This window comes from Halanaerobium saccharolyticum (assembly GCF_003053565.1).
GTDB lineage: Bacteria > Bacillota > Halanaerobiia > Halanaerobiales > Halanaerobiaceae > Halanaerobium > Halanaerobium saccharolyticum_B.
Genome location: NZ_QAXS01000001.1, coordinates 133433 through 151492 on the forward strand (window position 1 = coordinate 133433; position 18060 = coordinate 151492).

Annotated in this window: 22 protein-coding genes; 20 read left to right on the forward strand and 2 right to left on the reverse strand. The window is 38.9% G+C overall.

Translation table 11 applies throughout. The annotated features are described in order from the left end of the window. Nucleotides 1-22: 22 nt before the first annotated feature. From prfA to C8C76_RS00690, 17 genes are all read left to right on the forward strand, one after another. Nucleotides 23-1105 carry a peptide chain release factor 1 gene (gene prfA / locus C8C76_RS00610; RefSeq protein ID WP_108137643.1) on the forward strand — a complete coding sequence of 361 codons (1083 nt, stop codon included), beginning with the start codon at nucleotides 23-25 and terminating at the stop codon, nucleotides 1103-1105. Nucleotide 1106: 1 nt separating this feature from the next. Then, nucleotides 1107-1982: a peptide chain release factor N(5)-glutamine methyltransferase gene (gene prmC / locus C8C76_RS00615; RefSeq protein ID WP_108137645.1), complete on the forward strand. Its 876-nt coding sequence runs from the start codon at nucleotides 1107-1109 to the stop codon at nucleotides 1980-1982. A gap of 39 nt (nucleotides 1983-2021) precedes the next feature. Beyond that, nucleotides 2022-3158, forward strand: coding sequence for an L-threonylcarbamoyladenylate synthase (locus C8C76_RS00620; RefSeq protein WP_108137647.1), 1137 nt, complete (start codon nucleotides 2022-2024; stop codon nucleotides 3156-3158). Beyond that, complete coding sequence (locus tag C8C76_RS00625) at nucleotides 3145-3642, forward strand: low molecular weight protein arginine phosphatase (protein ID WP_108137649.1); 498 nt, start codon at nucleotides 3145-3147, stop codon at nucleotides 3640-3642. The genes C8C76_RS00620 and C8C76_RS00625 overlap by 14 nt, the downstream gene beginning before the upstream one ends. A 25-nt stretch (nucleotides 3643-3667) precedes the next feature. Further along, nucleotides 3668-4315 carry a uracil phosphoribosyltransferase gene (gene upp / locus C8C76_RS00630; protein ID WP_375135221.1) on the forward strand — a complete coding sequence of 216 codons (648 nt, stop codon included), beginning with the start codon at nucleotides 3668-3670 and terminating at the stop codon, nucleotides 4313-4315. Between the two features lie 105 nt (nucleotides 4316-4420). Next, nucleotides 4421-5464 (forward strand): glycosyltransferase family 4 protein, encoded by a 1044-nt coding sequence (locus C8C76_RS00635; RefSeq protein ID WP_108137651.1) that lies wholly within the window; start codon nucleotides 4421-4423, stop codon nucleotides 5462-5464. A gap of 139 nt (nucleotides 5465-5603) precedes the next feature. Further along, a complete protein-coding gene (locus C8C76_RS00640; RefSeq protein ID WP_108137653.1) occupies nucleotides 5604-5825 on the forward strand; it encodes an AtpZ/AtpI family protein in 222 nt (73 codons plus the stop codon). Nucleotides 5826-5923: 98 nt separating this feature from the next. Then, entirely contained in the window at nucleotides 5924-6583 is a 660-nt protein-coding gene (atpB, locus tag C8C76_RS00645; RefSeq protein WP_108137655.1) for a F0F1 ATP synthase subunit A, read from the forward strand. Between the two features lie 24 nt (nucleotides 6584-6607). Next, the gene (atpE, locus tag C8C76_RS00650; RefSeq protein ID WP_108137657.1) at nucleotides 6608-6865 is read left to right on the forward strand and encodes an ATP synthase F0 subunit C; all 258 of its coding nucleotides are present in this window, start codon (nucleotides 6608-6610) and stop codon (nucleotides 6863-6865) included. A gap of 125 nt (nucleotides 6866-6990) precedes the next feature. Then, the gene (locus C8C76_RS00655; RefSeq protein WP_108137659.1) at nucleotides 6991-7398 is read left to right on the forward strand and encodes an ATP synthase subunit I; all 408 of its coding nucleotides are present in this window, start codon (nucleotides 6991-6993) and stop codon (nucleotides 7396-7398) included. 50 nt (nucleotides 7399-7448) lie between these two features. After that, on the forward strand, nucleotides 7449-7706 hold the full coding sequence (atpE, locus tag C8C76_RS00660; RefSeq protein WP_076544182.1) for an ATP synthase F0 subunit C: 258 nt from the start codon (nucleotides 7449-7451) through the stop codon (nucleotides 7704-7706). Nucleotides 7707-7821: 115 nt separating this feature from the next. Further along, nucleotides 7822-8322, forward strand: coding sequence for a F0F1 ATP synthase subunit B (gene atpF, locus C8C76_RS00665; RefSeq protein WP_108137661.1), 501 nt, complete (start codon nucleotides 7822-7824; stop codon nucleotides 8320-8322). Then, entirely contained in the window at nucleotides 8319-8879 is a 561-nt protein-coding gene (atpH, locus tag C8C76_RS00670) for an ATP synthase F1 subunit delta (protein ID WP_108137663.1), read from the forward strand. Before atpF ends, atpH begins: the two co-directional genes overlap by 4 nt. 1 nt (nucleotide 8880) lies before the next feature. Continuing rightward, nucleotides 8881-10461, forward strand: a complete 1581-nt coding sequence (gene atpA / locus C8C76_RS00675) for a F0F1 ATP synthase subunit alpha (protein WP_108137665.1) — start codon at nucleotides 8881-8883, stop codon at nucleotides 10459-10461. 2 nt (nucleotides 10462-10463) lie between these two features. Continuing rightward, nucleotides 10464-11375, forward strand: a complete 912-nt coding sequence (gene atpG, locus C8C76_RS00680) for an ATP synthase F1 subunit gamma (protein ID WP_108137667.1) — start codon at nucleotides 10464-10466, stop codon at nucleotides 11373-11375. A 23-nt stretch (nucleotides 11376-11398) separates the two neighbouring features. Further along, nucleotides 11399-12811: a F0F1 ATP synthase subunit beta gene (gene atpD / locus C8C76_RS00685; RefSeq protein ID WP_108137669.1), complete on the forward strand. Its 1413-nt coding sequence runs from the start codon at nucleotides 11399-11401 to the stop codon at nucleotides 12809-12811. Between the two features lie 3 nt (nucleotides 12812-12814). Further along, a complete protein-coding gene (locus C8C76_RS00690; protein WP_108137671.1) occupies nucleotides 12815-13246 on the forward strand; it encodes a F0F1 ATP synthase subunit epsilon in 432 nt (143 codons plus the stop codon). A gap of 155 nt (nucleotides 13247-13401) precedes the next feature. Here C8C76_RS00690 and C8C76_RS00695 read toward each other — a convergent pair whose 3' ends face one another. Next, on the reverse strand, nucleotides 13402-14271 hold the full coding sequence (locus C8C76_RS00695; protein ID WP_108137673.1) for a DUF6920 family protein: 870 nt from the start codon (nucleotides 14269-14271) through the stop codon (nucleotides 13402-13404). 10 nt (nucleotides 14272-14281) lie between these two features. Then, the gene (locus C8C76_RS00700; protein ID WP_108137675.1) at nucleotides 14282-14896 is read right to left on the reverse strand and encodes a TetR/AcrR family transcriptional regulator; all 615 of its coding nucleotides are present in this window, start codon (nucleotides 14894-14896) and stop codon (nucleotides 14282-14284) included. Nucleotides 14897-15134: 238 nt separating this feature from the next. Here C8C76_RS00700 and C8C76_RS00705 point away from each other — a divergent pair, with 238 nt between their 5' ends. The 3 genes from C8C76_RS00705 (at nucleotide 15135) to C8C76_RS00715 (ending at nucleotide 18059) form a co-directional block, all read left to right on the forward strand. Beyond that, on the forward strand, nucleotides 15135-15695 hold the full coding sequence (locus C8C76_RS00705; protein ID WP_108137677.1) for a YueI family protein: 561 nt from the start codon (nucleotides 15135-15137) through the stop codon (nucleotides 15693-15695). Between the two features lie 77 nt (nucleotides 15696-15772). Next, entirely contained in the window at nucleotides 15773-17023 is a 1251-nt protein-coding gene (locus C8C76_RS00710) for a UDP-N-acetylglucosamine 1-carboxyvinyltransferase (RefSeq protein WP_108137679.1), read from the forward strand. Nucleotides 17024-17105: 82 nt separating this feature from the next. Next, nucleotides 17106-18059 carry a 1-phosphofructokinase family hexose kinase gene (locus tag C8C76_RS00715; RefSeq protein ID WP_108137681.1) on the forward strand — a complete coding sequence of 318 codons (954 nt, stop codon included), beginning with the start codon at nucleotides 17106-17108 and terminating at the stop codon, nucleotides 18057-18059. Nucleotide 18060: the final 1 nt, after the last annotated feature.

Consider the following 18060-nt stretch of genomic DNA (forward strand, 5'->3'; position numbering starts at 1 on the left):
GATAATATGAGGTGAAATATAAATGTTTGATTTAGAAAATTTAGAGGAAAAACTGGATAAACTGGTAGATAATTATAAAAAGTTAAATTCAAAACTCAGTGATCCAGAGGTAATTAATGACAGCGATAAGTATCAGAAGCTGTTAAAAAAACATGCCAAGTTAAAAAAGATTGTAGACAAATATAAAGAATATAAAGAAGCAAAAGAGGGGATTCAGGAAGCAGAAGAAATGATGGAGCTTGATGATGATCCAGAAATGCAGGCTCTTTTTGAAGAAGAAATCGCAGAACTGAAGCCCAAAAAAGAAAAATTAGAAGAAAAGCTGCCAATTATGCTGCTGCCTGATGATCCCAATGACGAAAAGAACGTTATCGTGGAAATCAGAGCTGGAGCCGGAGGAGACGAAGCAGCACTTTTCGCCGCTGATCTCTACAGAATGTATACCCGTTACGCCGAAGGCAGAGGCTGGAAGGTAGAAATTATGAGTGCCAACGAATCAGGTTCTGGCGGCTTTAAAGAAATCATCTTTACCATCGAAGGGACAGATATCTTTAAATATCTAAAGTACGAAAGTGGAGTTCACCGGGTTCAGCGGGTGCCTTCAACTGAGTCAAGTGGGCGGATTCATACTTCAACTGCAACCGTAGCTGTTTTACCGGAGGCAGAAGAAGTAGATGTTGAGATTAATACTAATGACCTAACAATAGATACTTTCCGCTCCAGTGGACCTGGTGGTCAGAGTGTAAATACAACTGACTCTGCCATTAGAATTACTCATGAGCCAACAGGTCTAACAGTTTCCTGTCAGGATGAAAAATCCCAGCATAAAAACAAGGCCAAAGCAATGCGGATTTTAAGAGCCCGCCTGCAGGAGAAAAAAGAGCAGGAAAAACAGCAGGAAAGAGCTGAAGCCAGGAAATCTCAGGTAGGAACCGGTGACCGCAGTGAAAAAATCAGAACCTACAACTTCCCACAGGGGAGAGTAAGTGATCACCGCATCAATCTAACTGTTCATCAGCTGGATAAAATCCTTGATGGAGATTTAGATCAGGTAATTGAGCCCTTAATTGAGGAGGATAACATCAAAAGATTGGAGAAGATCTAAAATGAACATTAAAGAACTTCTTAATCGCAGTGATCAGTTTCTGGCAGAAAGAGGAATCGAAAGTTCCCGGCTGGATGCTGAGGTGCTGATGGCAGATCTCCTTGATATGGAGAGAATTAATCTTTATGTAAAATATGATTATCCCTTAAAAAGCACAGAAATCAACAGCTATCGTGAGATGATCAAAAAAAGAGCCCAGCATATTCCTGTTGCCTATATTACTGAAAAAAAGGAATTTATGTCTTTAGAATTTACAGTAAGAGAAGGAATTTTAATTCCTCGTCCGGACACCGAAAATTTGGTGGAAGCAGTTATTGAATACTGCCGCAATAAGGAACTTGATAAACCACAGATTATTGATGTAGGCACCGGCAGTGGTGCTATTGCTGTCAGTCTTGCCCACTATCTTGAAGACTCGAAAGTGGTGGGGGTTGATCTTTCTGCTCAGGCTTTAAAAGTTGCCCGAGAGAATATGGAAAAACATGAATTGAGTGAGCGGATGAGCATTCTCAAAAGTGACCTGCTGGCTGAATTTATCAAAAGGGAAATTAAGGGGATTGACATTATAGTCTCCAACCCACCCTATATTTCTGAGGCAGAGATGGAAGAACTTTCACCTGAGGTCAAAAAAGAACCGGAGACTGCCCTGAAGGCAGGAAAAGATGGTCTGGACTACTACAGGCGTTTAATTCCAGAGGCCGAAAAGGTGCTTAAAGAAGGCGGCAGTTTGTTTTTAGAGATTGGTTATCGGCAGGCTGAAGCAGTCAGCGAGCTCTTTGGTGACCGCTGGAAAGATGTAGAAGTCAAAAAGGACTATTCTGAAAATGATAGGATAGTTTCTGCTGTATTAAAAAAACTGTCTGAAAATGAAGCATAATAAACTTATTCTGCAGGAATCTAAAGTCAGGTGAATGTGATGGAATATAAAACTGAAATTAAAAAAACCAAATACCATAATAAATTTCAGCCTGGCCTGATCAAAAAACTGGCTCTTGATTTTGAACTAAGAGCACAATTAAAACAGGATCCGGCTGTAATTGAGGCAGTCGAACTTTTAAAAAAGGGTGAAATTGTGGCTCTGCCGACCGAAACAGTGTATGGTCTGGCAGCTGATGCTCTGAACTCTGAGGCTGTAAAAAAAATATTTAAAGCCAAGGGCCGTCCCCAGGATAACCCGCTGATTGTTCATATTGCTGACGAATCACAGCTTAAGCAGCTGGCAGCAGGCGAAATATCAGCAAAAGCTAAAAAATTAATGGAAAAATTCTGGCCGGGACCGCTGACAATAATTTTCCCCAAAAAGCAGGATGTTCCGGAGACAACTTCCGCTGGACTGGAGACAATTGCTGTTCGAATGCCAGCTCACCCGCTGATGCTGGCTGTAATTGAACTGGCTGAACTGCCGCTTGCAGCTCCCAGTGCTAATACTTCCGGTTTTCCCAGCCCAACCAGAGCTGAGCATGTATATAATGATTTAAAAACTAAAATACCGCTGATTCTGGATGGGGGTTTTTGCCATTTTGGTGTAGAATCAACTGTTGTTGATTTAAGAGGAGATAGGCTTAAGGTTTTACGGCCGGGCGGAATCAGCCGCGAAGATATTTCCAACTTTTTAGGAGAAGAGGTTATCTTAGCAGCGGAGCTTAAAGATGATCAGGAGGTTCTTTCTCCTGGTACTAAATACCGCCACTATGCCCCCACAAAAAAATTATATACCTTTAATTTTGAAGATAAGATTTCAGTTTTAAACCAGGCTTTAAAAAGGGCAAAAGCTGAGAAAATTGCGATCATTACTGCCAGGGACAGTAAAATCAGCATTAAAAACCTTTCAGAAAAAAATATAAAAATTTTGAGAGTTTTTGATCATGAAGCACCGGAGGAACTGGCACAAAAACTTTTTGATTTATTAAGAAAACTGGATGCCGATCAGAGTATAGAGGAAATTTATATTGAAGAATTGGATAAAGCAGGAATTGGAGAAGCAGTTATGAATAGAATTCACAAAGCTGCGGCTGCTGATCAATATTCTCAGCCGGGAGGTGGAGACAATTAAAAGAATTTTATTTGTTTGCACAGGAAATACATGCCGAAGTCCGATGGCCGAATATCTTTTAAAAGATTTGATTGCAGAAAATGATGAGCTGCAGGCTAAAAATTGGGAAGTTCTTTCTGCCGGTATTTCGGCAGTTAAAGGTGCTGATGCCAATGACAAGGCCAGTGCTGTAATGTCAGAAATTAATATTGATCTGGCCGAACACAGTTCCCACAACATAGAAGAGATTGAATTAACAGAAGAAGATTTGATTATCACCATGACCCGCAGGCACAGTCGGGCTCTGGTACTTAAGCATCCGGATCTTGCAGATAAGATTTTTACTTTAAAAGAATTGAGTGAGCTGGAGGCTGATTCCAGAGATATTCAGGATCCTTTTGGACTTTCTGAAGAAAATTATCGAGATACCAGAGATGAAATTCGTGATAATTTAAGGGCTTTATTGGAAAAATTAAAGAATTTTGAGCTAATTGAGGAGGACTGAGCCTCTTTAAGTAGAATAATAATATATGAAGGGAGTAATAACTTTGAGTGAATTACATGTAATGGATCATCCGTTAATTAGACACAAGATTGCAATTATGAGGGATAAAAATACCGGACCGAAAGAGTTTAGAGAGCTTGCTGACGAGGTGGCAACTCTAATGGCCTATGAGGTCACAAGAGATATGCCCTTAGAAGATGTAGAAATTGAAACCCCAATTACTAAAGGCAAGTTTAAAATGATTGCCGGTAAAAAAATGGGAGTTGTTCCGATTTTAAGAGCTGGCCTGGGAATGCTGGATGGCGTTTTAAAGTTGATTCCGGCTGCTCGAGTTGGTCATATTGGTTTATATAGAGAGCCTGAAACATTAGAAGCTGTAGAATATTACTGTAAGCTGCCAACTGATGTTGAGGAAAGAGATCTGCTGGTTGTTGATCCAATGCTGGCAACAGGGAATACAGCCATGGAAGCAATTAAATTTATTAAGGAAAGAAACCCACGCAGTATTAAACTAATGGTTTTAGTTGCTGCTCCTGAAGGAGTTAAGAAAATTCAGGATGCACATCCGGATATTGATATCTGGGCAGCAGCACTTGATGAAAAATTAAACGATCATGCTTATATTGTTCCTGGTCTCGGTGACGCAGGAGACAGACTTTACGGTACCAAGTAAAAAAATGTAGGCACCGGGTACTTGTAAAAATATTCCTATATTCAGATAAATAATTTTTATGGAATATTTTCACAAGTACCCGGTACCATTAGGGAGGGAAGATAATTGCTTTATCTGGCTGCTTTTATAATTACTTTAATATTATCTCTGGCCATTACGCCGCTTATTATTAAGCTGGCCCACAAATTTAATTTTGTTGATCGGCCTGGAGAGAGAAAAATAAATACAAAGATAATTGCTACAGCAGGTGGAACTGCAATTTATCTTGCTTTTATGATCCCGCTTAGATTCTTTTTACCTGCCAATCAAACAATTACCGGAATTATGCTGGGCGGCAGTTTTATGCTGCTTTTAGGTCTGCTGGATGATAAATTTGAAATTTCTGCACCGATTAAATTTATGGGACAGATAATTGGGGCTTTAATTTTAATTTATTATGGAGTTAAAATTAACTTTATCACCAATCCTTTTGGTGGCTTTATTTATCTTGGTGTTTATGCAGTACCTTTTACGGTTTTCTGGATTGTCAGCATTATCAACACTATCAATTTAATTGATGGTCTTGATGGTCTGGCTGCCGGGGTTTCGATCATCGCTGTTTTGACTTTATTTGCGGTTGCCCTGCAGGAAAATCAGGTCGTAGCTCCAATGCTTGCTGTTCTGCTGGCCGGAAGCTGCCTTGGCTTTCTGAAATATAACTTTAACCCGGCTCGGGTTTTTATGGGAGATACCGGTTCAATGTTTATTGGCTATATCATTGCAGCTGTTTCAATTACTGGTGCTCTTAAAAGTGCAGCGGCGGTAACTATCTTTGTGCCGATGCTGGCTCTGGCTGTACCGATTCTGGATACAACTTTTGCAATTATTCGTCGAATTTTTAATGACCGCCCGATTGGCGAAGCTGACCACGGTCACATTCACCACCGACTGCTGGCAATTGGTATGAACCAGCGGCAGGCAGTTATTTCAGTCTATGTGATCAGCGCCTTTTTAGGTACAATTGCTTTTATTATCAATGGAATTAAATTTGATCACGCTTTAATTATTTTTGTTTCAGTTATTTTAGTAATTGTTTATGGTGCTAAAAAATTAGGTATTTTTTCAGTGGAACTGCCGCAGGAGGGCTGCTCCCTGGAAGACACTAATTAGACCCATTTTTGCTTTTTGGTTTACAAACTTAAGATAATATGAAAAAATTTGTTCTTTTTAAAACTTTGTTGTTTCATTCACAATTAAGCTTGCAACTTGACTTTTTATATAATAAAATATTACAAAGGTAAGATAAAATATGGATAACAGAGATTGGCGTCAGATTATGCGGGCTCTTTCTTTATTAACAGAAGTTGGTTTGATTATCATTGTTTCAGCCGGGATTGGTTTTGGTGCTGGTTATTTAGTTGACAGTTTTTTTGGTTTTGAGCTTTTATTTAAGATTCCTGGTTTAATTGTTGGTCTGGCAGCCGGTTTTTATTCTGTTTATAAGCTTTTGATTTCAACATTTGATGATTAAAATTTTTTTGATTATTTCTTTTATTCGATGTGGTTTGATTTTTCGCATCCTAATGACTAAAATTTGATACTTATTTTTTGCAGAGAGGAGGAAGCATTTTGAATCCAGGTCCACAGATACAATTTTATCTTTTTGGTAAAGACTATCTTCCAGTAACTGATACCCTGCTTGTTGGCTGGCTTTCTGTAATCATCATTTTAATCCTGGCTAAATACTTAACTTCTAGTTTAAGTATTAGACCCAAGGGCAAACAGAATATTGCAGAGATGATTGTAGAATTAATCTACAAACAAATTGAGCCAATGCTGCCGGGAGAGGGATGGAGGTTTCTTCCTTTTATAGCTACTATTTTTATTTATGTAGGTTTTAGCAACCTGATTGGACTTGTACCCGGACTAACCAGTCCAACTGGAGATTTAAATACAACTTTAGGGCTTGCTTTAGTAGTCTTTGTTGTAGTTCAGTATGAGGGTATGAGAGAGTACGGTGTCTGGGGTTATATCAAAGGCTTTGCTGAGCCAGTAATTTTCTTACTGCCGATTAATGTGATTGGTGAGCTGGCCAAACCTATTTCTCACTCTTTCCGTCTTTTTGGAAATGTTGTTGGAGGAGGAATTATAATAACCCTGATTTATCAGGCAGCTCCACCACTGATTCCAGTACCTTTACATGCCTGGTTTGATTTCTTTGTCGGAATGATTCAGGCTTTAATCTTTGGTATGGTAGCAATTGCCTATATTTCTGTTGCTAAGTCTTAGTAGTTTGAGGAAAGGAGGCAAATCATGATTGAATTTTCACCAGAAGTAGCCGAAACAGTTATCACAACTGCCTCTTATATCGCTGCAGGAGCTGCTTTAATTGCTGGAGTTGGCCCGGGGATAGGAATGGGCTTTGCTGCAGGAAAAGCAACATCTGCTGTGAGAAGGCAGCCGCAGGCGAGAGGATCAATTATTACAACAATGCTTTTAGGCCAGGTAATTTCAGGTTCGACGGGTATTTATTCACTTGTAATAGCGATCTTTTTGATTTTTGGAGTTTAATTTAAAATCATTTCATAAAATTACTATTAATTTAAATTAGTTTTTAATTCTTAAAAGAAGCAGTGATTTTCCAGGTGATTTCAGTTTAGAATCTCTAAATAGGAAGATCAGCAGAGGAGTTTTTAATGAAAGATATTAATGATCCCCAGAAAGTTCAGATGAAAATTTTAAAAATGACCTATCTTTTTTCCCTGCTGCCGATAGTTTCGTCACTGCTGGCAGGAGAATATGATATTTTATTTGGTTTTATTTTTGGGCTTGTAATTGCAACTCTTCTTTTAAGATTAAAATATAATAACATAATCAGGGCATTGAGTATGGAAGAAGATTCAGCAGAGAAGTTTATTCGCAACCGTTATTTTATAGAATATGCCCTCTATTTTGCAGTGCTTTTTAGTGCGGCGAGAAATGCCAATCTGGACTTTCTTGCAGCAGCAGTGGGACTATTTATGATAAAATTTGTAGTCATACTGTGGTCAGTTGTTGATTTATTAAGGGATACTTTTCAAAGTAAATTTGATGAGTATAAATAAGGATTTGGAAATTAGTATTTGTTTTTTAATATCGAAAGGAGGAAATTATAATGGTAGAATTTTCACCAGAAGTTATTGACACAGTTATTAGAGCAGCAGCACTTTTAGGAGCAGGTTTTGCAATGATCGCAGGTATTGGTCCTGGTATTGGTCAGGGTTATGCTGCTGGTAAAGCTGTAGAATCTGTAGCTAGAGATCCAGAAGCTAGAGGTAATATTATTACAACTATGCTTTTAGGTCAGGCTGTTGCTGAGTCAACAGGTATCTATTCTCTGGTTATCGCCATTGTTTTAATCTTTACAATATAGTAGAGTTTAAATTAAGTCGGGAGAGCAATCTCCTGACTTAATAGTACTTACTATAGCTGACGAATTTTCTCCCATCTTATGATGGGTAAATATATTTCAGGAGGTGAATGTACTCTTGGTTAATATTAATACTACAATGTTATGGCAGTTAATTAACTTTTTTGTGCTTTTATTTTTACTGCGCAAGTTTCTTTATTCACCGATTAAGGATATGCTTGATCAGAGAGCAGCTCAGATCAATGGTGATTTAGATGATGCAGAAGCCCGCCGCAAAGAGGCAGAAGAATTAAAAGCAAAATATGAGCAGAAATTAAAAGATGCTCGGGGTGAGGCACAGGAAATTGTAGATAATGCAGAAACAAGAGCCAACAAAAAGGCTAAAGATATTATAAATAAAGCAGAAGAACGGGCCGAGAATTTAAAGGCCAAGAAATTAGAAGAGATTGAGCAGGCTAAAAAGGAAGCAGCAGCTGAACTTAGAGACAGCATTGCTGATTACACTGTTTTAGCTGCAAACAAACTTATCCAGGAGCAGTTAGACCAAAAGACACACCAGAAGATGATTATGGACTTTATAGACCAGCTGGACGAAGAGAAACTGGGTGAGCTGCAATGAGAAACGAAGTAGCTTCCAAATACAGCCGAGCACTCTTTGAGCTGGGGAAAGATCATGATAATCTTTTGGAGTTAAAAAGGAATCTGGATGAATTCTGGCAGCTGGTAGAAGATAATGAGGATCTAAATGAACTTCTTTTCCATCAGCGGATTATGCCGGAAGATAAAAAGAGAACTCTGGATAAAATTTTTGCTGAAGAACTTGATCAGGATATTTTACATTTTCTTTTTATTTTAATTGATAAGCGGAGAGAATTTTTTCTGGAATCAATTATCAAGGAATTCAACACCCTTGTTGATGAGGCAGAGAGCATTCTCCATGTAGAAGTTACTTCCGCAGTAGAATTAGATGAATCACAGCTGGAAAAATTAAAATCTAAACTGGATTCACTTTTAGATTATAAAATTCAGATCAAAAATAAAATTGATGAAGACATTATTGCTGGATTAATTCTTAAAGTCGAAGATTATATTATTGACGGCAGTCTGCGTAATGAGCTTAATTCATTACAGCAGAAGTTAAAGATGATTCCGGTAAGTAAGTTAGGGGTGAATTAATTTGAAACTGAGACCTGAAGAAATTAGTTCGATTATTAAAAAAGAAATAGAAAATTACGGACAGAAATTAGAATCCGTGGGTGTCGGTACTGTATTAGATGTAGGTGATGGTATCGCTCATGTTTACGGACTTAAGGATGCTATGTCTGGAGAATTATTGGAATTTCCCAATGAAGTTTTCGGAATGGCTCTAAACTTAGAGGAAGATAATATCGGGGTTGTTTTACTCGGTGATGAAAGACTGATTGAAGAAGGTGACGATGTTAAAAGAACCGGCCGTGTGGTTGAGGTTCCAGTTGGAGATGCACTTTTAGGTAGAGTTGTAAATCCACTTGGACAGCCACTTGACGGTAAAGGTTCAATTGATAGTGATACATATCGTCCTGTAGAATCTGAGGCACCTGGTGTTGTTGAGCGTCAGCCGGTAGAGGTTCCACTGCAGACTGGTTTAAAATCAATTGATGCAATGACTCCAATTGGTAGAGGTCAGCGTGAGTTAATTATTGGTGACCGTCAGACTGGTAAAACAGCAATTGGTATTGATACAATTATCAACCAGAAAGATAATGATGTAATCTGTATTTATGTAGCTATTGGTCAGAAAAACTCAACTGTAGCTCAGCTTACAGAAAGATTAAGAGAAGAAGGAGCAATGGATTACACTATCGTAGTTTCTGCTACAGCAAGTGAGCCCGCTCCAATCAGATATATTGCACCTTATGCCGGCTGTGCTATGGGTGAACATTTTATGTACGAAGATGATAAAGATGTACTGGTTATTTATGATGATCTTTCCAAACATGCGGTAGCCTACCGTTCGATGTCACTTCTTTTAAGAAGACCACCTGGACGTGAAGCTTATCCTGGTGATGTATTCTACTTACACTCACGTTTATTAGAGCGTGCAGCTAAGTTAAATGATGATTTAGGTGGAGGTTCTTTAACTGCTCTGCCAATTATTGAAACTCAGGCTGGAGATGTTTCCGCTTACATTCCTACCAACGTAATTTCAATCACTGATGGTCAGATATACCTGGAGAGTGAACTTTTCAACTCTGGTGTAAGGCCAGCGGTTAATGTTGGTATTTCTGTATCTCGTGTTGGTGGTAACGCTCAGATTAAGGCAATGAAGGATGTTGCAGGTACACTGCGTCTTGACTTATCTCAGTATCGTGAACTTGAGGCTTTCTCTCAGTTTGGATCTGACCTTGATAAGTCAACTCAGCAGAAGCTGGCCCGTGGTGAGAGAATCGTAGAAATTCTAAAACAGAATCAGTATTCGCCAATGCCGGTAGCAGAACAGGTTATCATTATTTATACTGTTACTAATGGTCACTTAGATGATCTTCCTGTTGACAACTTAAGACGCTTTGAAGAGGAATACTTAAACTTTATCGACAGTAATTATGCAGAAATCAAAGAAGAAATTGTTGAATCTGGTAAATTATCTGATGATTTAAGAGATAAACTTGATGAGGTTGTTGCTGAATTTAAAGATATGTTCCAGGTTCAGGAGAATAAAATTGTAGATATGGATTCTGAAGAATCTGATGCCGAAGCAGAGGAAGCTGAGGTGAAATAACAATGCAAAATATGCGTGATATTCAGCGGCGGATAGGGAGTGTTAAAAACACTCAAAAAATTACCAGGGCCATGAAAATGGTTGCTGCCGCTAAGCTGAAAAATGCTCAGGATAGAGCAGAAGATGCCCGACCTTTTTTCAATAAAACAGTGGAGGTTTTAAGAGGAGTTTTTACTCGGACTAAAGAAACAGCCCATCCACTTTTAGCAGAGAGAGAAGGTGGCCGGCATTTAGTTATTGTTATAACAGGTGATAGAGGTCTCTGTGGATCCTATAACCATAAGGTAATTGATCTGGCTGAAGAAATTGTAGAAGCGGAAGAAGAAGTGTCGCTAATGGTTCTCGGCCGTAAGGCAAGAGACTATTTCCGCCGCCGTGGTACAGATATAATGGCTGAATATATTCAGCTTGAAGATTACCCTGGTTATGGTTTTGCCAACAATATTGCTGATGAGATTATTCATCATTTTCAAGCAGAGGATGTTAATAAGGTATCGATGATTTATACTCACTTTAATTCTGCAATCAGCCAATCAGTAAAGAAAATGCAGCTTTTACCGGTGGAGAAATTTGCTGAGGAAGCCGAAAAAACTGACGAGGATGCAGAAAAAATGGATGCTGAAACTCCGGGAGAAGATGGAGCAGCGAAAAATTATGTAGATTACATTTTTGAACCTTCTCCAGCTGAGGTATTCGATAATATTTTACCCCAGTATTTAATTAATGTTATTTATTCAGCTCTTTTGGAGTCCAAGGCGAGTGAGTTCGGTGCCCGGATGACAGCAATGGATTCTGCTACTGAAAATGCAAACGAAATGATAGATAAACTGACGCTTAAGTATAACAGAGCCCGTCAGGCTGAAATTACTACAGAAATTACTGAAATTGTTGGTGGAGCAGAGGCACTTAAATAAAGTTTTATAAAGGAGGAATTTGCGTGAGTGACCAGAACATTGGTAGAGTAGTTCAGGTTATTGGTCCGGTAGTTGACATTGAATTTCCGAATGGAAAACTACCCAAGATTAATGACGCGGTTAAAATAGAGAATGAAGAAAAAGGAATTGACCTAACCTGTGAGGTTATGCAGCAGTTAGGAGACGATAGAGTTCGCTCGGTTGCTATGTCCTCAACTGATGGTTTAGTTAGAGGCATGGAAGCTGTTGGACAGGGAGCTCCAATCAGTGCACCTGTTGGAGAAGCTGTTCTCGGAAGAATTTTTAATGTTTTAGGAGATACAATTGATAATCGGGGTGAAGTAGGAACAGATGAGAGAATGCCTATTCACCGTCCGGCTCCAAAATTTGAGGAGCAGGAATCTTCAACAGAACTTTTTGAAACAGGTATTAAAGTTATTGACCTTTTAGCACCATATACTCGTGGTGGTAAGGTTGGTTTATTTGGTGGTGCTGGTGTAGGTAAAACAGTACTTATCCAGGAGTTAATTAACAATATTGCGACAGAGCACGGTGGTTATTCTGTATTCTCTGGTGTAGGAGAGAGAACCAGAGAGGGTAATGACCTCTGGCTGGAATTCCAGGAAGCTGATATTTTAGATAAAGTTGCCATGGTTTTTGGTCAGATGAACGAGCCACCTGGAGCAAGAATGAGAGTTGCTTTAACAGGACTAACAATGGCTGAATATTTCCGTGATGAAGCCGGTCAGGATGTATTATTATTTATTGATAATATCTTCCGCTTTATTCAGGCTGGTTCTGAGGTATCCGCTCTCTTAGGTAGAATGCCATCTGCGGTAGGTTATCAGCCTACACTTGCTTATGATGTTGGTACTTTACAGGAGAGAATTACTTCAACAAAGAAAGGTTCAATCACATCTGTCCAGGCTGTTTATGTACCTGCAGATGACCTGACTGACCCTGCTCCTGCAACTACATTTGCTCACTTAGATGCGACTACAGTACTCTCCAGAGATATTGTGGAGAAAGGAATTTATCCTGCTGTTGACCCGCTTGACTCATCTTCTAATATTCTTGATCCAAGAATTATTGGCGAGGAGCATTATCAGGTTGCCCGTGAGGTGCAGGAGGTTCTGCAGGAATACAAGGATTTACAGGATATCATCGCTATTTTAGGTATGGATGAATTATCTGAAGAGGATAAAATTGTTGTAAATAGAGCCCGCCGGATTGAGCGTTTCTTATCTCAGCCCTTTAATGTTGCTGAGCAGTTTACAGGAACTCCAGGTCAGTATGTGGAACTGGATGACACAATTCGCGGCTTTAAAGGAATTTTAGAAGGGCGTTATGATGATCTGCCTGAGGAAGCTTTCTATATGGTAGGTACAATTGAAGACGCAGTAGAAAAAGCTAAACAGCTGGAAGAAGGTGAGTAGCCAATGGCTGCTGCACCAAAAATTCAGCTAGAAGTAGTAACACCACAAAAACTGGTTTACAGTGAAGAGGTAGACCTGATCGAAGGACCTGCTATTGACGGTCTGATTGGTATTTTACCTGACCATGCACCTTTAGTGACTGCAATGCAGATTGGAGTTGTCAGGGTTGTTAAAGATGGTGAGGAAATTCAAATAGCTATCAGCGAAGGTTTTATGGAAGTTCAGCCTGATAAGATTAATCTGGTTGTTAGAACAGCTGAGCTGCCTGAAGAAATTGACGTTGATCGTGCTAAATCTGCTCGTGATCGAGCAGAAGAAAAGCTGGAAACAGATCATGATAATATAGATTTTGCTAAGGCAGAAGCTGCCTATGATCGTGCTCTGGCCCGCCTAAAAGCAGCCGGACACCATGATCACGGCTATGATCGTTTGTAAGCGAAAATGTTCGTTTATGTGCACGCACCGTGAACCACCCGCTTTTTGTCGAAAAAAGTCGGGTGGTTTAGGGCAGAAAATTTAATATAAAATTAAAAGGGTCCTAATTAGGGCCCTTTTTTTAAACTATAATTTATTCATAATAAATTCATCTATCAGTATTTAAATGATATCTCCTCAACTTCAACCTTAAACCAGGTAAATTTTTCGCCGTCCAGATACCAGCTGACATCAATTTCCGTCGGAATTTTAATTCCATTAAACTCTTTATAATTTTTTAATTCACCGGTACATTTCAACCTCTCAGCACTTTCATCACTTTCTTTATATCTCATTGCCTCAGTACTTAAAAGATTTCCCTCTTGATCAAAATAAAAGTCTGCAGAGGCCTGAATCCCCTGATAATTCATTGTAACCCTGGCAGTAGTGGCATCAATTTTCTCCCAGCTGAGATAATTATTTAAGGCGGCAGTTGGGTACCAGGGAAGTTCCAGTAAAAATCGATGCAGGGCTGATTCATTAATTTTAGCATTTGCTTTCTGATCAACAACCGGCAGCAGGTAGGCAATTTTAATCAGCATCGAAGCCTCGCCATTTTGAAAGAGATCCCGGCCTTTAGTCTTAATAAATGGCATCATATTCAGGTCAACCTGCCAGAGAAAACCGGGTTCATTGAGAGTGATTAGCTGTTCTGCTTCTGGTTTAAACCATTCTTCCTGACCGGGCTCTAATTTCATCTTTCCGCTCTGCTTTAAATTAACCGTTGAAATTTTATTCTTCCCAATGATACCAGAATTTCTAAGCCATTTATTAACCGGCTCCGGCAGAGCTTCCAGATCTTCTTCTTTAATTTTCTGATGATTAATATCTGCTGCTGCATTATTTGCGCTTAATCTTTCAAGCTCTGAATCAATCTGTTTATTAAACTCCCACTTTCCAATTAAAACTGCAGTAGTTCCTAAAATTATCAAAAGTAAAGCTGCAGTTGCCAGGCTCGGCCAGAATCCAAATTTAAAAATATTCATATTTCCTCCCTTATTTTTTTCTGATCCCACTAAAAACCAACTGAAAATGACTTTCTATTAATTCATTCTGCTTCTTCTGCTCCTCAACTCTCTCGATAATCATTCTGCTGATAAGGCCAAAGGTGGCTGTCCAGATGACTTTTGCTATATTTTCAGCTTTTCCACTTGAAAATTCACCCTGTTTTTGACCCTTTTTAAGTAAATCTATCAGAAGTTGCAGTGCTGACTGATTAGGGCGGAGATCTGTATTCAAAACCGCTGTAAATTGCAGAATATTTTTCTCTTCGCTAAGCATTACAGCTTGATAGTAATATTTATTTTCCAGAGCAGTGTTAATATAGTTTTTTAATTTAAAGCGAATTTCTTCTTCGACAGAATTGAAATTTGAGCGTCCACCCACAATAGATTTAATAATATCTTGATAACCTTCCTCAATTACAGCTTTGACAATTTCGGATTTGCTGTCGTAATATTGATAAATAGCAGCGGGAGAATAGCCCACCTTTTTTGCCAGCTTTCGAATTGAAAGAGCAGCCAGTCCATTATTTTCGATAATTTCTTTTGCTGCTTTGATGATACTGTCTTTGATCAGTTTATTCTTGGCATCTCTTAAATTTTCATTCATAATTTACTCCTTTCTCAGTACTTTATTTGACTGCAAAAATAGCAAAATAAACATTGTTTATAATATTAAACAATGTTTAGTTAAATTTATCACTATTACTGCCGGGTGTCAAGTAGAAATTGCGACAAAAACCGACAGGTTCACGGTGCGTGCACATAAACAAACAAATACAAACACAAACGCACATATCTGTACATCAGCTCCGTAAAGTGATAAAATATTAAGAGGAGGTATTTCTATGAATAACAATGGTGAAAGTAAATTAGAGAAGACCGCCCGCGAAGGAGCTTTTGGTCCAACAGAGCTAAAAAAGGGCGAAAAAAATAGATTTTTAGGTGAGTTTGAGGAGCGGGTTATTGCTTATCTCTCAGAGAGCCAGATTAAGGAAAAGGCATTATACCCTGAAATCAAAGAGGCCCTGCAGAGTAAGGAAGCAAATAAGCTGATTATTAGAGGCGATATTGATAAAAGTCTTATCTCAGATTATATAGAATGGGCCCGTGAGGCAGGAGTCAGTTTTAACAGAAAAAACTCTCCAGAATTCCGGGGAAATGTAGCGCTGGCAGTTGCTGGAAAAGACGCAGTAAAACAGCAGTTTGGCAAGATTCCTGACCGGGAAGAAAAGTTGCAAAAAAAGGGTTTATCTGATAACATTATAAAGAATGCAGGCTCTTTGCTCTGCAGTGATTGCTGGAAGGAATTAATGGAAAAAGCGCCGGAGGAAGAAGTTAATTATAAAAAGGCCGGCATATTTGATAAATTAACAGGTACAGGCTGTACAGGCTGCCAGAAAAAATAACCGTCATTATAATTATAAATGATGATTTTTAACGCGGCCTTTAAAGGCGTGATTTATTTAGAAAGGGGCTTTTAGAGGTGGACAAGTATATTATTGAAGGTTTAAATCCACTTAACGGAGAGATTAAAGTTGGGGGAGCAAAAAATGCGGCTTTACCGATTATAGCTGCATCATTACTTGCTGATTCTCAGGTTGTTTTAGAAGATATTCCGAAACTTAGAGATGTAACAAATTTATGCAGTATTATTGAAGATATGGGTGCAAAAGTTAAAAGAGATCAGAACCGAATTGAAATTGATTCAAGCACAGTTTCCAAGACAGAGGCTGACCATGATCTGGCCAGAAAATTGCGTGCTTCTTATTATATTCTTGGTGTAATGCTCGCCAGGTCCGGTCATGCAAGAACTACTCTGCCTGGAGGCTGCAACATAGGTAATCGTCCGATCGACCTCCATCTTAAGGGCTTTAGGGCTCTGGGAGCAGAGGTTAATCTGGACCACGGGGTGGTAGATGTTAAGGCTGATCAGCTTAAAGGTGCTGAAATTTATCTGGATTATCCAAGTGTAGGAGCAACAATCAACATCATGATTGCTGCCAGCCGGGCTGAAGGAAAAACAGTGATCGAAAATGCTGCCCGGGAACCCGAAATTGTAGATCTGGCTAACTTTTTAACAGTTATGGGAGCTAATATTAAAGGTGTTGGTACAGATATTATTAAAATTGAGGGTGTGGATGAGATGCACGGGGTTGAACACCGCATCATCCCGGATAGGATTGAGGCCGGTACATATATGATAGCATCTGCTATTACCGGTGGAGATGTCTTTGTCCGCAATGTGCTGACAGAGCATGTGAAACCACTGATTGCTAAGATGCATGAGATGGGTATTTCTGTAGAAGAAGATATAGCAGGAGTCAGAGTCAAAGCTGGCAATAAATTAAAAGCTGTGGATGTTAAGACACTGCCTTATCCTGGTTTTCCTACAGATATGCAGTCTCAGATGATGGCTTTACTGACTCAGGCTGATGAGACAAGTTTAATTATCGAAACAGTCTGGGAAAATCGTTTTATGCATGTAGATGAGCTTAAGAGAATGGGAGCGGAAATTAAAATTGATGGACACAGTGCTCTCATCAAACCAGGCCGACTGACAGGTGCCGAAGTAAGGGCTACAGATCTGCGGGCAGGAGCTGCGCTTATTCTGGCCGGGCTGGCTGCTGAAGGTAAAACAGAAGTCAAAGATATCTACCATGTAGAACGAGGATATGAAAATATAGAAGAGAGGCTCCGGGGAGTTGGGGCTTCAATAAATAAAGTATCTGAGTAAATATAACCTGCCGCTGATATTTCAGCGGCTTTCTGTTTTGAAAATTAATTTTGCTTTTCAAAAAAATAGGGTGGTGAAAAAAATGATTACAACAGTAACATTAAATCCGGCGATTGACCGCGAATATTTTGTTGACAAAAATGAGGTTATGAAAAATCAGTTCATTTATAGTCATGAAGATTTAAAAGTTTATCCAGGTGGTAAGGGCCTGATCAGCGCTATTAACTTTAAAAATCTGGGTTATGGTGATGTGCAGAATATTGGTTTTGTTGGTGGTAAACAGGGATTGTTTTTTGAAAAAATGGTTCAAAAACATGACATTATCAGTAATTATATTTATACTGAGAGTGAAATTAGAAATAATGTTAAAATAATTGGTCGGGAACCGGCTACCTATACTCAGTACAATGACTATACATTTAAAGTGGAAAAGGAAGAAGTAGAAGAACTAATTATTCGCTTTAAGCGGTCAATTTCTGAAAGCGGCTGTATTTTAATGTCCGGTTCAGTACCTGAGGGTGTAGATTTTAATATTTATCAGCGGTTGATAAAAATTGCTAAAAAGAAAGGTAAACATGTATTTCTGCAGGCCAGCGGGGAAGCTCTAAAACTGGCTCTAAAATCAGAACCAGATATTGTTACTCCATATTTTAAGCACCATAAAACTATTCTGGACATGGAAATGAATGATAAAGAAGATTATCTAAGAGCAGGTAAAAAAATGCAGGAAATGGGTGCCAAAAGAGTTATGATACCTTTCCACTGTGACCGCCTTCTTTTTGATAAGGATGGCTCAGTTTATCAGCTTTCACCAAAAGGTTACTGTATAATTAACTGGCTGGGAGCAAGTGACGCCTATAATTCTGCTTATTTAGATTATGCCTTCAAAACTGATAAATTTGACTTTTTAGAGGCGAATCGGCGTGGAGGAGCAGCTGCTTTGTGGATCGCAGAAAATAAAGAAATTTATTTAGATGATCGCAAAAACTATAACAGCTGTCTGGATAGACTCGAAATCAATAAGCTGGAGGTGTAAA

Excerpts from the sequence above, each read along its gene's own strand:
- prfA (WP_108137643.1), top strand. The coding sequence starts at position 23 with ATGTTTGATTTAGAAAATTTAGAGGAAAAACTGGATAAACTGGTAGAT.
- prmC (WP_108137645.1), top strand. The coding sequence starts at position 1,107 with ATGAACATTAAAGAACTTCTTAATCGCAGTGATCAGTTTCTGGCAGAA.
- C8C76_RS00620 (WP_108137647.1), top strand. The coding sequence starts at position 2,022 with ATGGAATATAAAACTGAAATTAAAAAAACCAAATACCATAATAAATTT.
- upp (WP_375135221.1), top strand. The coding sequence starts at position 3,668 with ATGAAGGGAGTAATAACTTTGAGTGAATTACATGTAATGGATCATCCG.
- C8C76_RS00640 (WP_108137653.1), top strand. The coding sequence starts at position 5,604 with ATGGATAACAGAGATTGGCGTCAGATTATGCGGGCTCTTTCTTTATTA.
- atpE (WP_108137657.1), top strand. The coding sequence starts at position 6,608 with ATGATTGAATTTTCACCAGAAGTAGCCGAAACAGTTATCACAACTGCC.
- C8C76_RS00655 (WP_108137659.1), top strand. The coding sequence starts at position 6,991 with ATGAAAGATATTAATGATCCCCAGAAAGTTCAGATGAAAATTTTAAAA.
- atpE (WP_076544182.1), top strand. The coding sequence starts at position 7,449 with ATGGTAGAATTTTCACCAGAAGTTATTGACACAGTTATTAGAGCAGCA.
- atpH (WP_108137663.1), top strand. The coding sequence starts at position 8,319 with ATGAGAAACGAAGTAGCTTCCAAATACAGCCGAGCACTCTTTGAGCTG.
- atpG (WP_108137667.1), top strand. The coding sequence starts at position 10,464 with ATGCAAAATATGCGTGATATTCAGCGGCGGATAGGGAGTGTTAAAAAC.
- C8C76_RS00690 (WP_108137671.1), top strand. The coding sequence starts at position 12,815 with ATGGCTGCTGCACCAAAAATTCAGCTAGAAGTAGTAACACCACAAAAA.
- C8C76_RS00695 (WP_108137673.1), bottom strand. The coding sequence starts at position 14,271 with ATGAATATTTTTAAATTTGGATTCTGGCCGAGCCTGGCAACTGCAGCT.
- C8C76_RS00700 (WP_108137675.1), bottom strand. The coding sequence starts at position 14,896 with ATGAATGAAAATTTAAGAGATGCCAAGAATAAACTGATCAAAGACAGT.
- C8C76_RS00705 (WP_108137677.1), top strand. The coding sequence starts at position 15,135 with ATGAATAACAATGGTGAAAGTAAATTAGAGAAGACCGCCCGCGAAGGA.
- C8C76_RS00715 (WP_108137681.1), top strand. The coding sequence starts at position 17,106 with ATGATTACAACAGTAACATTAAATCCGGCGATTGACCGCGAATATTTT.